Below are 13,957 nucleotides of genomic sequence, written 5' to 3'. Positions count from 1 at the left end.
ATGCGGCGGTTCTTTATTGGGTTCCCTCACCCCATCCAACAAAAAGGTCACAATATGACTCCGTTTACACAATCACAGCGCGTAAAAGCGTTGTTCTGGCTATCGCTATTCCATTTACTGGTGATCATTTCCAGTAACTATCTGGTGCAGCTCCCCATCACTATTTTTGGTTTCCACACGACCTGGGGCGCGTTTAGTTTTCCTTTTATTTTTCTCGCCACCGATCTTACCGTGCGTATTTTTGGCGCACCGCTGGCGCGCCGCATTATCTTCGCCGTCATGATCCCCGCGCTGCTGGTGTCGTATGTGGTGTCATCGCTGTTCTATATGGGGGCCTGGCAAGGTTTCGCCGCGTTGGCGAGCTTTAATCTGTTTGTCGCCCGTATCGCCGCCGCCAGCTTTATGGCCTACGCGCTGGGACAGATCCTTGATGTCCATGTGTTTAACCGCCTGCGCCAAAATCGTCGCTGGTGGCTGGCGCCGACCGCTTCAACGCTGTTTGGCAATATCAGCGATACCCTTGCCTTTTTCTTCATTGCGTTCTGGCGAAGCCCCGATGCCTTTATGGCCGGGCACTGGATGGAAATTGCGCTGGTGGATTATTGCTTTAAGGTGCTCATCAGCATTATTTTCTTCCTGCCGATGTACGGCGTTCTACTGAATATGTTGCTGAAAAAGCTGGCAGATAAATCTGAAATTTCCCCATTACCGGCAAGTTAAAGGTTCGTTTTCCGAGTTGTGATAAGATGAGCGAATGAGCCGTTATGGCCGTTTATCGAAAGGAAGAAGTCAATGCGCAATTTGGTTAAATATGCCGGTATTGGCCTGCTGGTTATGGGGCTTGCGGCCTGTGATAACAACGATACAAAAGCGTCGGCAGAAAGCGCCGCCGCGGAAAGCCAGGCCTCCGGTCAGCCCATCAGCCTGATGGATGGCAAACTCAGTTTCTCACTGCCGGCGGATATGACCGATCAAAGCGGTAAGCTGGGCACCCAGGCGAATAATATGCACGTTTATTCTGACCCGACGGGCCAGAAAGCGGTGATTGTTATCGTCGGCGATAATACCGATGAAGCGTTGCCGGTGCTGGCGAACCGCCTGCTTGAGCAACAGCGTAGCCGCGACCCGCAGCTTCAGGTGGTCACCAATAAGTCTATTGAGCTCAAAGGCCATACGTTGCAACAACTGGACAGCATTATCTCTGCGAAGGGCCAGACGGCGTACTCTTCCATCGTGCTGGGCAAAGTGGATAACCAATTGCTGACGATTCAGGTCACGCTGCCTGCGGACAATCAGCAAAAAGCGCAAACCACGGCTGAAAACATCATCAATACGTTAGTTATTAAGTAACCTTTACGATGATGATGCGGCCTCCGGCAGTGCAGACGGAGGCCGTTTTTTTAAGCGCCAGGTCAGCAATAGCGCCATCGTTACCAGCCCGGCTGCCGCCAGATAAATCACCGGCACGCCCGCCCAGGTCATCACCAGCCCCGCCAGCGGCCCGGTAACCCCCAAAGACATATCCATAAAGACGGTATAGGTCGCCAGCGCCGCGCCCTGGTTCTGCGGCGGCACGGCTTTGACGGCCACCACGCCCAGCGCCGGAAAGACCAGCGAAAACCCCATCCCCGTGAGTAAAACGCCGATTTTTGCCATCCACGGCATGGCTGCCGTCCCCACCAGTAACAGACCAATAATCTCCACGCCAAAGCAGATCATGGCGACATTCAACCCGCCTAGACGATTGATGCCGTTAGGGAACAGCAAACGCGTGCCGACAAACGCGACGCTAAATAACGTGAGCGCAAAGGCGGCGCCATCCCAGCCTTTAGCATCATAAAATAAGGTAATAAACGTCGCGATGACGCCAAACCCTGCCGAGGCCAGCGCCAACGCCATACCATACAGCCAGACACGCCCCAGCACCGCGCGAAACGGCAGCGGCTTGCCTTTGTTCGCCTTCACCGACGGACGTGGAAGGGCTAACAGTACCGCCAACAGCGCCACGCCCATCACCGTTAGCGCCAGTCCCTGTAACCCGCCCCAGGCATAACACAGCACGCCCAGCGGCGCGCCCATCGCCATTGCGCCGTAGGTGACGATACCGTTCCAGGAGATGACCCGACCAATATGCAACGACCCGACGACGCCGACGCCCCACAGTGTCGAACCGGTGCCGGCAAAACTTTGCCCAATCCCCAAAATCACGCGACCCAGCCCCAGTAGCAACAAACTGATCATCGGCCAGGCGCTGGCGATATCCGCCAGCAGGTAGCCGAGTCCGCTTAAAAAACAGCCGCATAAGCCAAAGACAACGATTTTTTTCGGCCCTAATACATCCGCATACCGCCCGGCATGGGGACGGCTTAACAGAGTGGCGAAGTATTGCAGGCTGATAATAAGCCCCGCCCAGAACGCGCTGAATCCCATCGCATCATGCACATAGCCGGGCAAGACGGCGAGCGGCAGGCCGATGGTCAGGTAGCTGGCAAAGTTAAACATCACAATGGAGACAATACGCAGATTGAGGCGCAATCCGTTTAGCGCCGGTTCAGCGACGGGTTCGGGCATGAGTATCACCGCATTTTTACAACATGTTTTCTTTTCTATCATGGCGCGCGGTGAAAATCAGTAGTGAGATTCAGATTATCGGTATCAGGGCAGCCGCTACACTTAGAAAAAAACACAACAAGGAAAACTTCATGGCAACCGCTCAACCCGACAAAACGGGTATGCATATTCTGCTGAAACTGGCCTCCCTGGTTATTATTCTCGCCGGGATTCATGCCGCGGCGGATATTATTGTACAACTCTTGCTGGCGCTCTTTTTCGCCATCGTTCTTAATCCATTAGTGACCTGGTTTATTCGCCGGGGCGTGAAGCGACCGCTGGCGATTACTATCGTAGTGGTTGTCATGCTGATCGTGCTTACCGCGCTGGTGGGTGTGCTTGCCGCATCGCTTAATGAATTTATCGCTATGCTGCCTAAATACAGCAAGGAGCTGACGCGTAAGGTCTTACACCTTCAGGAGTTAATGCCCTTCCTGAATTTACATATGTCGCCGGAACGTATGCTCCGCGGGATGGACTCCGATAAAATCATGCTCTTCACCACAACATTAATGACCGGCGTATCGGGCGCGATGGCAAGCATTGTGCTACTGGTGATGACCGTGGTTTTTATGCTGTTTGAGGTGCGTCACGTGCCTTATAAATTACGTTTCGCGCTAAACAATCCACAAATTCATATTGCCGGCCTGCACCGCGCCCTGAAAGGCGTCTCGCATTATCTGGCGCTGAAAACACTGCTCAGTTTATGGACGGGCGCGATTATCTGGCTGGGACTGGCGTTAATGGGTATTCAGTTTGCGCTAATGTGGGGCGTACTGGCCTTTTTGCTCAATTACGTTCCTAATATCGGCTCGGTGATTTCCGCCGTTCCCCCCATGATTCAGGCGCTGTTATTTAACGGTTTTTACGAGTGCGTACTGGTCGGCGCGCTCTTTTTGGTGGTCCATATGGTGATTGGCAACATTATGGAGCCACGCATGATGGGCCATCGTCTGGGAATGTCCACGCTGGTGGTATTTCTTTCGTTATTGGTCTGGGGATGGCTATTAGGCCCGGTCGGGATGCTCTTGTCCGTTCCTTTGACCAGCGTCTGCAAAATCTGGATGGAAACCACTAAAGGCGGCAGCAAACTGGCGATCTTACTGGGGCCAGGCCGACCGAAAAGCCGTTTACCGGGATGAGGCGACAGATGCTACAATCTCCTCTTCTTCATAGGCAACGTTGGTCCTGATATGTACCAGGTCGTTCTGGGAAAAGTGTCAACATTAAGCGCAGGTCAATTGCCCGACGCGTTAATCGCTCAGGCGCCGCAGGGCGTTCGCCGGGCAAGCTGGCTGGCTGGGCGCGTGCTGCTTTCCCGTGCGCTCTCGCCGCTACCGGAGATGGTGTATGGCGAACAGGGTAAACCGGCTTTTTCCGCCGGAACGCCGCTGTGGTTTAACCTCAGCCATAGCGGCGACACTATTGCTCTGTTGCTTAGCGACGAAGGTGAAGTCGGCTGCGATATTGAAGTGATCCGCCCGCGCGATAACTGGCGTTCGCTGGCGAATGCGGTATTCAGCCTCGGCGAACATGCTGAAATGGAAGCGGAACGTCCGGAGCGACAACTGACGGCCTTCTGGCGTATCTGGACGCGTAAAGAAGCCATCGTAAAACAACGCGGCGGCAGCGCCTGGCAAATCGTCAGCGTGGACAGCACGTTGCCCTCTGCCTTGTCGGTCAGCCAGTGTCAGCTCGATACGCTCAGTCTGGCAGTCTGTACCCCCACACCGTTTACGCTGACGCCGCAGACGATAACAAAAGCGTTATGACACATTAATTTTTCCCTCTGGCGGCGGACGTGTGTTACAAAATGCGGAGCTTCCCATGCGCCGACGCGCCATACCAAAAGGTTTAAGTCAGATGCAACGTGTCACCATCACCCTCGATGACGATTTACTGGAAACGCTGGACAGCCTGAGCCAGCGACGCGGCTATAACAATCGCTCCGAAGCGATCCGTGATATTTTGCGCGGCGCTCTGGCGCAGGAGGCCACCCAGGAACACGGTACACAGGGTTTCGCGGTACTTTCATATGTTTATGAACATGAGAAACGGGATTTAGCCAGCCGCATCGTCTCCACCCAGCATCATCATCATGATTTATCCGTCGCCACGCTGCACGTCCATATCAACCACGATGACTGTCTGGAGATCGCCGTTCTGAAGGGCGATATGGGCGACGTACAGCATTTTGCCGATGATGTTATCGCCCAGCGCGGCGTGCGCCACGGCCACTTGCAGTGTTTGCCGAAAGAAGACTAACGCCGGGGGCGCTTCGCTTGCCCGGCCTACGCTCGCACGTCTGTCGTTTGTAGGCCGGATGAGGCGCAGCCGCCATCCGGCAATAATGTTTACGCCATTGTGCCAATCGTTTTTCTGAAGCGTAACAGCGCTATCAGGAAGAACACGCCGCCTATCGCCAGCAGGGTCAGGAACTGCGGCCAGACGATACTCAAACCTGCGCCGCGATAAAGAATAGCCTGGGCAAGGCTGACAAAATGCGTCGTCGGCATGGTCAGCATAATATCCTGCACCGCCTGCGGCATACTTTCGCGCGGCGTGGAACCGCCGGAGAGCATTTGTAGCGGCAACAGCACCAGAATCATTAATAACCCCAGCTGCGGCATCGAACGGGCGATGGTGCCCATAAAAATCCCAATTGAAGTGGTGGCGAACAGGCTCAGCGCCACGCCCAACATAAACAATGGGATCGATCCTTCAATCGGTACGCCAAGTACGCCTTTCACCATCAGCATCAAAGACAAACCGGAAACCACCAGCACGACCAGCCCCATCGACCACACTTTCGCCATCATGATCTCAAAGGGCGTGACCGGCATCACTAACAGATGCTCTACCGTGCCGTGTTCTCGCTCGCGGATCAGCGCCGACCCGGTCAGCACTATCGCCAGCATGGTAATGTTGTTGATAATCGCCATCACGCCGCCAAACCACGCCGGGTCCAGATTCGGGTTAAAGCGCATCCGAATCTCCAGCGACACCGGCTGAACGTTATCTCCCCGCGCGCGCGCCACAAAGCTGTTGACCTCGCCGCTAATAATATTCTGGATATAACTGTTGCCGGTAAACGCCTGGCTCATGCGCGTCGCATCGACGTTAACCTGAATATCAGGCTGACGTCCGGCCAGCACATCACGCTGGAAATTCGGCGGAATATTGACCGCAAAGGTATAGCGTCCGGCATCCAGTCCGGCATCCATTTCCGTTGCCGTAATCATCTCCGGCGGCAGAAACCACGGGCGGTAAAAACTATTCACAATACGGTTCGACAACTGTGACTGATCCATATCGGCGATGGCGATAGGGGCAAGATGCAACGAACCGGGCAGAACGGTAGCGGAGGAGTAAACCGAAATCGTAAAGGCGAAGACGATCAGCGACAGCATCGCTTTGTCGCCCAGCAGACTGCGCAGTTCTTTAACGCCGAGATTATAAATATTACGTAATCCGCGCATTACCCCTCCTGTTTTTTCAGCAGCAGAATGCTCAGACCCATCACCACCGGGACGGCAATCAGTAACGGCATAAATAACGGCCAGAGATCGGACAGATCCAACGCTTTGGAAAACGTCCCGCGCGCGATCGTCAGAAAATGGCTGGTCGGGTAGATCTCGCCGATCCATCTTCCCGGCCCTTCCAGCGAAGCCACCGGATCGATCATGCCGGAAAATTGTGTTGCCGGAATGAGGGTAATAATCGACGTCCCAAAAATAGCGGCGATTTGGCTCTTCATAAACGTGGAGATCAGCAGCCCCAGACCGGTGGCGATGATGACGTAAAGTAGCGCCGCGAGGGTAAGCGTGAGAAAGCTGCCTTTCAGCGGCACGCCGAACACAAAGACCGACAGCGCGCACAGTAGCAAGAAGTTCAGCATACCCAGCGCGATATACGGCAGTTGTTTACCCAGCAAAAATTCGCTGCGCGTCGTCGGCGTTACGTACAGATTAATCATCGACCCCAGCTCTTTCTCCCGCACCACGCTCAGGGCGCTAAGCATTGACGGGATCATCATGAGCAGCAGCGGAATGACCGCCGGAACGATAGCGGGCAGACTTTTCACATCCGGGTTATAGCGATAGCGCGTTTCAATGTTGAGCAGCCCGGCCTGTTTAACCGGGTTCGGCTGACGACTTGCCGCCTCCTGCAGCCAGCTTTGGTGCATCGCCTGAACGTACCCCTTCACCGTCTCGGCGCGGCTGGGCATGGCGCCATCCACCCAGACGCCAATCTGCGCTGGCGTACCGCGAGCAATATCGCGGCCAAAATTAGGCGGGATCTCAATGGCAACCGCCAACTCTCCCGAACGCATCCGCCGGTCAAGCTCGTCATAGCTGGCAAGCGGCGGCTGTTCGATAAAATAGCGCGATCCCGCCAGATTGAGCGACCATGCCTGGCTGCTGACGGTTTGATCGCGGTCGAGTACGGCAAAACGCAGGTTCTCCACGTCCATACTGATGCCATAGCCCATAATCAGCATCAGAATTACCGTTCCCAGCAGCGCCAGCGTGGAACGTACCGGATCGCGGCGTAGCTCCAGCGCTTCGCGGCGACTGTAGCTGAACAAACGCCGGAAGCTCAATCCCTGCCGCGACGGTTTACCTGACGCGGCGGGCGTCTGGGATGGCGGTATTGGGGTTTCAGGCGCCGCTCCCGCAGCTTCCTGTAGCCAGGAAATAAACGCCGCCTCCAGATTGGCCGCGCCCCGCTGTTGCACCAATTCCTGCGGCGTACCGCTGGCGAGCACTTTACCGGCGTGCATCAATGACATTCGGTCGCAACGTTCCGCTTCGTTCATAAAATGGGTCGAGATAAAAATCGTCACCTTATCCTGACGCGAAAGATCGACCATAAGCTGCCAGAACATATCCCTGGCGACCGGATCAACGCCGGACGTTGGCTCATCAAGAATCAGCATTTCCGGGCGATGGATCACCGCTACCGCCAGCGATAAACGCTGGCGGATACCGAGCGGCAACGAAGCGGGGAGCGTATCTTCCACCTCCGTTAGCATAAAGCGTTCGATCATCTGCGCGACGCGCGCCGGGATCTCCGCTGGCGGAATATGAAACAGGCGGGCATGAAGTTCCAGATTCTGCCGCACGGTGAGTTCGTTATAGAGCGAAAAAGCCTGCGACATATACCCGACCCGGCGACGGGTATCGATGTCGTTCGGGTCTACCGGCTGGCCAAATAGCCAGGCCTGGCCTTCGCTGGCGGGAAGCAGACCGGTCAGCATTTTCATGGTGGTCGATTTGCCGCAACCGTTTGAACCGAGGAAGCCAAAAATCTCGCCGCGCGGAATGCGGAAATTAACATGGTCAACCGCGACGAACTTACCGAAGCGCATGGTCAGATCTTTCGCCTCAATGGCAATCTCTTCCTGCTCAGCGTGATACGGCGGGATCACCACTGGCTTATGCGCCTGGCGCTGCGCTTCTGGCAACAGGGCGATAAACGCCTGTTCCAGCGTCGCGCTATGGTTTTTTGTCCGCAGTTGCTGCGCGCTGCCGGTTGCCAGTATCTCGCCCGCATTCATCGCCACCAGCCAGTCAAAACGCTCCGCCTCTTCCATATAGGCCGTTGCGACCAACACGCTCATATTGGTCTGCCGTTGGCGGATACTGTCGATTAGGTCCCAGAACTGAGCGCGGGAGAGCGGGTCCACGCCGGTGGTAGGCTCATCAAGAATCAGCAATTCCGGGTCATGAATCAGCGCACAGCACAGCCCCAGCTTTTGTTTCATCCCACCGGACAGCTTCCCGGCAGGACGGTCACGAAACGGCGCCAGGCCGGTGCTGTTCAGCAGCTCGGTAATACGCGCTTCGCGTTCAGCTTTGTCATGACCAAAGAGACGAGCGAAAAAATCGACGTTCTCATAAACCGATAACGTGTGATAAAGGTTTTTCCCCAGCCCCTGCGGCATCCAGGCGATGCGCGGACAGACGTCGCGGCGATGTTTCGCATCGCGCATATCGCCGCCCAGGACGATAACGTTCCCTTGCTCAATCACCCGCGCGCCAGAAATCAGCGACAGCAGGCTCGACTTACCCACCCCGTCCGGACCAATCAGCCCGACCATACTACGGGCGGGAATGTCCAGCGTGATATTGTTCAGCGCGACCGTTTTTCCGTAATGCTGGCTCACCCCCTCAAGCTGCGCCACGGGAGGAACAGGCACCAGCGTCAGCGACGTCATTGCGACAGCCTCACGTTCAGATCGTCAGGCCAGGGCACGCGCTCATCCAGACGAACCCAGGCCATTCCCGGCAAACCGGTTTTGACATATTCCAGATGCTGTCGCAGCAGCTCTGGCGGAATACGCGCTTTGACGCGGAACATCAGCTTCAGCCGTTCATCGTGGGTTTCCACGGTTTTGGGCGTGAACTGCGCCACGCTGGCGACAAAACTGATCGTCGCCGGAATACGCAGATCCGGCGCGGCGTCCAGCACCAGTCGCGCTTCGCCGCCGATCTTCAACAACCCCGCCTGTTCGGTCGGCAGGAAAAATGTCATATAAACATCGCTGAGATCGACCATGTTCAACACCCGGCCGCCAGCCGATAACACTTCGCCCGGCTCCGCAACGCGGTACTGCACGCGTCCATCGCGCGGCGCTTTTAATTCGCTGTCGTCGATGTCGGCGACAATACGCCGCTCGGTCGCCTGCGCCGCTTCCACGCGCGTTTGCGCCTGGATAATACTGGTACGCGCCGCCTCAATCGCCGCTTTTGCCGCAGATACCTGCGCTTTGGCGGTCTCCAGGGCGGCGCGCGCGCTTTCCGCCGCCGCGCGATCGTCATCTAACTGTTGTACAGATACCGCGCCACGCTGCGACAGCGAACGGGAACGCACGTGACGTTTAGAGACGGAGTCCAGCTCAGCTTCCCGCTGTTTGACGACCGACTGCGCGGCGCGCATTTCACTCTGGCGTTGCTCCAGCAAGGCACGGGCGGCGGCAACCGCGCTCTCGGCCTCTTTAATCTGCGCAATCGCCTCCAGCCGCTGCTCCTGCAATACGCGGGTATCCATTTTCGCCAGCACCTCGCCCTGACGAACGAACTGCCCTTCCGAAACGAGGATGGTATCAATACGCCCGGCAATCTTAGTGGCAATATCCACTTCGGTGGCTTCAATTCTGCCGTTGCTGGCGGCAAATCCCTCCGGTATTCCCGCAGGGCGCAGCATCCACCAGGCTATCGCGGCCATCGCCACAAGAATCCCCGCTCCCCACCACACCAGATGACGCTTCATTTTGTCCATAATCGACCCGCCGTAATCCCTGTTGTCTAACCATGCGTGTCACAAAATCCGCCGGGCGTGCGCTCAGCGGGGGTTTCCATTCGGGATAAGAATGAAAAAAGAAAAGGGGCCAGACGACGAACAGACGCCGATGAAGCGCTCGCCGTCAAAGGGAGTGAATGATGTAGGTACCCGGAAAAGAGGGAGTAATGTTGTCATCATCAGCGTTCCTGGCCGTAAATGAAACACGCATACTCATAACTGCTATAAATCGATACTAACACCTCTGTCCGGGATGTCTATTCGCTTATTGTTTGTAATGGTACTTAGCGTTTTGCCGCCAAATCCTGCGCGCAGGCCCAGGCGCTCGACCACGCCCACTGGAAGTTATAGCCGCCCAACCAGCCGGTGACATCCATCACTTCGCCGATAAAATAGAGACCCGGCACGCGGCGCGCTTCCATAGTCCGCGATGATAGTTCGTTTGTATCCACGCCGCCCAGCGTCACTTCCGCTGTCCGATAGCCTTCGGTGCCGTTAGGCTGCACTTGCCAGGCCGTAAGCGTGTCAACCAACGCCTGCTGGTCACGAACGTTCAACTGCCTGAGCGATACATCCGGGATGTGCCCCAACTGTTGTAAACACTCCACCAACCGTTTCGGCAGATGCATCGCCAGCGTGTTCTTCAGACTCTGGTTCGGGTGCGCGTTACGCTGTTCATTGAGAACGTCTTCCAGCGAGAGGTCCGGCAATAAGTTAATGCTCACTAACTCGCCCGGTTGCCAGTAGCTGGAAATCTGTAAAACAGCGGGGCCGGACAGCCCACGATGGGTAAAAAGTAGGTTTTCCCGAAATACCGTGCCATTGCGGGCGGTAATTACGCAGGGCACAGAGACGCCAGACAGCGTCTGGAGCTGTTCTAACAGCGGCTTATGTAGCGTAAAGGGCACCAGCCCGGCGCGCGTCGGCAACACCTTGAGACCAAACTGTTCGGCGATTTTATAGCCAAACGGTGATGCGCCAAGCCCCGGCATCGACAGGCCGCCGCTGGCAATCACCAGCTTTTGCGTAGTCACCGTCTCGCCGTTCAACGCCAGTACGAAACCCGACTCATCACGCTCGACGCTCAATACCTCGCTACGCAGGCGCATCGTTACGCCGCCTTTGTCGCACTCGGCAACCAGCATATCGACAATGCGTTGGGCGGAATCATCGCAAAAAAGCTGTCCCAGCGTTTTCTCATGCCAGGCTATCCCATACCTGCCGACCAGATCGATAAAGTCCCACTGGGTATAGCGGGCTAATGCTGATTTGCAAAAATGGGGGTTCTGGCTCAAATACGCAGCAGGCTCAACATAAAGATTAGTAAAGTTGCAGCGCCCACCGCCGGACATGAGGATTTTACGTCCTGGCTTCTTGCCATTATCGATGAGCAGCACGCGGCTACCCGCCTGTCCTGCCTGCGCGGCGCAAAACATGCCCGCTGCGCCAGCGCCTATAATAACGGCATCAAACCTTTCCACGTCGCCTTCCTCTCTCAAATTCGGGCGGGAATTGTAAAGTTTCCTCAGTGGTCGCACCAGCGCGAAAAGCGCCTGAAAATGGTATTTATCTGAAATATATAAGATAATTCTTTAGTGATATCAAACAAAGCACGAAGTACATCAAAAAAAGTCTATATTTCACTTTGCCCGCGCCGCCAAAGTCACTGATAATGCGCCGCGTTCATGTCCTCAAAATGGCGTAACGTCCTATGCTACATTTGTTTGCTGGCCTGGATTTACATACCGGGCTTTTATTATTGCTTGCTCTGGCTTTTGTGTTGTTCTACGAAGCGATTAACGGCTTCCATGACACAGCCAATGCAGTCGCAACCGTGATTTACACCCGTGCGATGCGTTCGCAGCTGGCGGTTGTCATGGCGGCGGTGTTTAACTTTTTTGGCGTTTTGCTGGGGGGTCTCAGCGTGGCGTATGCCATTGTGCATATGCTACCGACAGATCTCCTGCTCAACATGGGTTCCGCGCACGGCCTCGCTATGGTCTTTTCCATGTTGCTGGCGGCGATTATCTGGAACCTCGGCACCTGGTATTTCGGGTTGCCGGCGTCCAGTTCCCACACGCTGATTGGCGCCATTATCGGCATCGGTTTAACCAATGCGATGATGACCGGCACGTCAGTGGTGGATGCGCTTAACATCCCGAAAGTTATCAATATTTTCGGTTCACTCATTATCTCCCCTATTGTCGGTCTGGTATTCGCCGGCGGTCTGATTTTCTTGCTGCGCCGCTACTGGAGCGGTACTAAGAAACGCGCCCGTATCCACCTGACGCCAGCCGAACGTGAAAAGAAAGACGGCAAGAAAAAGCCGCCGTTCTGGACGCGTATCGCGCTGATCCTCTCAGCTATCGGCGTGGCGTTTTCGCATGGCGCGAACGATGGTCAGAAAGGCATTGGCCTGGTCATGCTGGTGCTGATTGGCGTCGCGCCTGCGGGTTTCGTGGTCAATATGAATGCCTCCAGCTACGAAATCACCCGTACGCGCGATGCTATCAACAATGTCGAAACGTACTTTGAGCAGCGTCCTGACCTGCTGAAAGCCGTCACCGGCGTTGACCAACTGATTCCGTCTCCGGAACCGGGCGCGACTGAACCGACTGAATTCCACTGCCATCCGGCTAACACCATTAACGCGCTTAACCGTGCGAAAGGGATGCTGGCAAACGTGGAAAGCTACGACAAGTTAAGCGTTGAACAGCGTAGTCAGTTGCGTCGCATTATGCTGTGCATTTCCGACACGACCGATAAAGTCGTGAAATTGCCTGGCGTAAGCAGCGATGACCAGCGCCTGCTGAAAAAGCTGAAGACCGATATGTTAAGCACCATTGAGTATGCGCCGGTGTGGATCATTATGGCAGTGGCGTTGGCGCTGGGTATTGGTACGATGATCGGCTGGCGTCGCGTGGCGACCACTATCGGCGAGAAAATTGGTAAAAAAGGCATGACGTATGCGCAGGGAATGTCAGCGCAGATGACGGCGGCAGTCTCTATCGGTCTTGCCAGCTACACCGGTATGCCAGTTTCTACCACTCACGTACTCTCCTCTTCAGTGGCGGGAACCATGGTCGTTGATGGCGGCGGGTTGCAGCGTAAAACCGTGACCAGCATTCTGATGGCCTGGGTATTTACGTTACCGGCGGCGATTATTCTTTCCGGCGTGCTGTACTGGCTTTCCCTGAAGATTATTTAAGCCAAATGGGCCGGATAGCGCTGTCGCTAATCCGGCCTGTCAGGATGAAACGACACAGGCCTGACAGGCCGCTGCAAGCGGCGTCATCCGGGAGGCTTATCTAACACGAGCGGGTCAGGAAACTGGCCCGCTTTTTTTATTCAGTGCCAAATCATGAGCGCAATCAAGCTCACCACCACTAAACCGCATAACGCGCTGGTCAGCAGAAACTGGCGGCGCACGCGTTCACAACGGCGAATAAATTCTTCATCATGATGATCGCGATAGCGCTGAGCGTAGATATACCATACCAGGCGCACCTGTTTGTTGGGCTGACCATGCGTGGTAAAGAAGCCGCCGCCATCGACATATTGATAGAGCAAAGGATCGCAACCACGAAGTACCACTAACAGTGCGCGTAGCGATGAGAAATAGCGCGCCATATTAACAATGCAAACGACACATAAAGCCCAGAATAGTGAGACGGTGCTTATCATATCTCCTCCCCGGCGACCCGCCCACGGAGTTCCTCTCCGGGACTACCGCTCCCCGATACCCTGCCAGACAATCAGTGAAAGAGTACTACGAAAGCCGTCCATATTAGCGCTCCGCATTCGAACGGCTCTTATACACATTGTAGGAGATCAGTTAATTTTTTTACCAGAAGGTTAATCACTATCAATGCAATTCCCTGAAAATTTTGTTTAACTAACTGGCAAGCAAGGCAGATTGACGGATTATCCTGGTCGCTATAATGTAAGGATAGTTATGGTAAACGGCTGAGCTAGCCCCGCGCATAGAGTTCGCAGGACGCGGGTGACGCGGCGGCATAAGAAACGCCAGTAGCTCAATGGT

Annotated in this window: 12 protein-coding genes; 6 read left to right on the top strand and 6 right to left on the bottom strand. The window is 55.3% G+C overall.

The window, feature by feature from the left end:
- The first annotated feature begins 54 nt into the window (after window positions 1-54).
- Both ACLD4F_RS18415 and ACLD4F_RS18410 read left to right on the top strand, forming a co-directional pair.
- Window positions 55-720 carry a 7-cyano-7-deazaguanine/7-aminomethyl-7-deazaguanine transporter gene (locus ACLD4F_RS18415; RefSeq protein WP_079944869.1) on the top strand — a complete coding sequence of 222 codons (666 nt, stop codon included), beginning with the start codon at window positions 55-57 and terminating at the stop codon, window positions 718-720.
- Window positions 721-792: 72 nt separating this feature from the next.
- Window positions 793-1,350 carry a DcrB family lipoprotein gene (locus tag ACLD4F_RS18410; RefSeq protein ID WP_001245277.1) on the top strand — a complete coding sequence of 186 codons (558 nt, stop codon included), beginning with the start codon at window positions 793-795 and terminating at the stop codon, window positions 1,348-1,350.
- A gap of 3 nt (window positions 1,351-1,353) precedes the next feature.
- Here the strand turns inward: ACLD4F_RS18410 and ACLD4F_RS18405 are convergent, their stop codons facing one another.
- Window positions 1,354-2,613, bottom strand: a complete 1,260-nt coding sequence (locus ACLD4F_RS18405) for an MFS transporter (RefSeq protein WP_077677850.1) — start codon at window positions 2,611-2,613, stop codon at window positions 1,354-1,356.
- An 89-nt stretch (window positions 2,614-2,702) separates the two neighbouring features.
- Here ACLD4F_RS18405 and ACLD4F_RS18400 point away from each other — a divergent pair, with 89 nt between their 5' ends.
- From ACLD4F_RS18400 to nikR, 3 genes are all read left to right on the top strand, one after another.
- On the top strand, window positions 2,703-3,752 hold the full coding sequence (locus ACLD4F_RS18400; protein WP_000179589.1) for an AI-2E family transporter: 1,050 nt from the start codon (window positions 2,703-2,705) through the stop codon (window positions 3,750-3,752).
- Window positions 3,753-3,803: 51 nt separating this feature from the next.
- Window positions 3,804-4,382: a 4'-phosphopantetheinyl transferase AcpT gene (acpT, locus tag ACLD4F_RS18395; protein WP_020899344.1), complete on the top strand. Its 579-nt coding sequence runs from the start codon at window positions 3,804-3,806 to the stop codon at window positions 4,380-4,382.
- Window positions 4,383-4,473: 91 nt separating this feature from the next.
- Window positions 4,474-4,875 (top strand): nickel-responsive transcriptional regulator NikR, encoded by a 402-nt coding sequence (gene nikR, locus ACLD4F_RS18390; protein WP_001190057.1) that lies wholly within the window; start codon window positions 4,474-4,476, stop codon window positions 4,873-4,875.
- 89 nt (window positions 4,876-4,964) lie between these two features.
- Here the strand turns inward: nikR and ACLD4F_RS18385 are convergent, their stop codons facing one another.
- The 4 genes from ACLD4F_RS18385 to ACLD4F_RS18370 form a co-directional block, all read right to left on the bottom strand.
- Window positions 4,965-6,089: an ABC transporter permease gene (locus tag ACLD4F_RS18385; RefSeq protein WP_001214764.1), complete on the bottom strand. Its 1,125-nt coding sequence runs from the start codon at window positions 6,087-6,089 to the stop codon at window positions 4,965-4,967.
- On the bottom strand, window positions 6,089-8,830 hold the full coding sequence (rbbA, locus tag ACLD4F_RS18380) for a ribosome-associated ATPase/putative transporter RbbA (RefSeq protein ID WP_079944861.1): 2,742 nt from the start codon (window positions 8,828-8,830) through the stop codon (window positions 6,089-6,091). The genes ACLD4F_RS18385 and rbbA overlap by 1 nt, the downstream gene beginning before the upstream one ends.
- Window positions 8,827-9,894, bottom strand: a complete 1,068-nt coding sequence (locus ACLD4F_RS18375) for an HlyD family secretion protein (RefSeq protein ID WP_000359828.1) — start codon at window positions 9,892-9,894, stop codon at window positions 8,827-8,829. The genes rbbA and ACLD4F_RS18375 overlap by 4 nt, the downstream gene beginning before the upstream one ends.
- A gap of 305 nt (window positions 9,895-10,199) precedes the next feature.
- Entirely contained in the window at window positions 10,200-11,396 is a 1,197-nt protein-coding gene (locus ACLD4F_RS18370; RefSeq protein WP_000439230.1) for an NAD(P)/FAD-dependent oxidoreductase, read from the bottom strand.
- A 230-nt stretch (window positions 11,397-11,626) separates the two neighbouring features.
- Here ACLD4F_RS18370 and pitA point away from each other — a divergent pair, with 230 nt between their 5' ends.
- A complete protein-coding gene (pitA, locus tag ACLD4F_RS18365; protein WP_000902764.1) occupies window positions 11,627-13,123 on the top strand; it encodes an inorganic phosphate transporter PitA in 1,497 nt (498 codons plus the stop codon).
- A 140-nt stretch (window positions 13,124-13,263) separates the two neighbouring features.
- Here the strand turns inward: pitA and uspB are convergent, their stop codons facing one another.
- On the bottom strand, window positions 13,264-13,599 hold the full coding sequence (gene uspB / locus ACLD4F_RS18360) for a universal stress protein UspB (RefSeq protein WP_000626193.1): 336 nt from the start codon (window positions 13,597-13,599) through the stop codon (window positions 13,264-13,266).
- Window positions 13,600-13,957 lie beyond the last annotated feature (358 nt).

Source organism: Salmonella sp. 741265050_HSA, assembly GCF_046569445.1.
Lineage (GTDB): Bacteria > Pseudomonadota > Gammaproteobacteria > Enterobacterales > Enterobacteriaceae > Salmonella > Salmonella enterica.
The sequence above is the reverse complement of the archived record's forward strand: the minus strand, read 5'-3'. Positions and strand labels throughout refer to the sequence as shown.

Excerpts from the sequence above, each read along its gene's own strand:
- ACLD4F_RS18405 (WP_077677850.1), bottom strand. The coding sequence starts at position 2,613 with ATGATAGAAAAGAAAACATGTTGTAAAAATGCGGTGATACTCATGCCC.
- ACLD4F_RS18385 (WP_001214764.1), bottom strand. The coding sequence starts at position 6,089 with ATGCGCGGATTACGTAATATTTATAATCTCGGCGTTAAAGAACTGCGC.
- nikR (WP_001190057.1), top strand. The coding sequence starts at position 4,474 with ATGCAACGTGTCACCATCACCCTCGATGACGATTTACTGGAAACGCTG.
- ACLD4F_RS18375 (WP_000359828.1), bottom strand. The coding sequence starts at position 9,894 with ATGGACAAAATGAAGCGTCATCTGGTGTGGTGGGGAGCGGGGATTCTT.
- ACLD4F_RS18400 (WP_000179589.1), top strand. The coding sequence starts at position 2,703 with ATGGCAACCGCTCAACCCGACAAAACGGGTATGCATATTCTGCTGAAA.
- rbbA (WP_079944861.1), bottom strand. The coding sequence starts at position 8,830 with ATGACGTCGCTGACGCTGGTGCCTGTTCCTCCCGTGGCGCAGCTTGAG.
- ACLD4F_RS18415 (WP_079944869.1), top strand. The coding sequence starts at position 55 with ATGACTCCGTTTACACAATCACAGCGCGTAAAAGCGTTGTTCTGGCTA.
- ACLD4F_RS18410 (WP_001245277.1), top strand. The coding sequence starts at position 793 with ATGCGCAATTTGGTTAAATATGCCGGTATTGGCCTGCTGGTTATGGGG.
- uspB (WP_000626193.1), bottom strand. The coding sequence starts at position 13,599 with ATGATAAGCACCGTCTCACTATTCTGGGCTTTATGTGTCGTTTGCATT.
- acpT (WP_020899344.1), top strand. The coding sequence starts at position 3,804 with ATGTACCAGGTCGTTCTGGGAAAAGTGTCAACATTAAGCGCAGGTCAA.
- pitA (WP_000902764.1), top strand. The coding sequence starts at position 11,627 with ATGCTACATTTGTTTGCTGGCCTGGATTTACATACCGGGCTTTTATTA.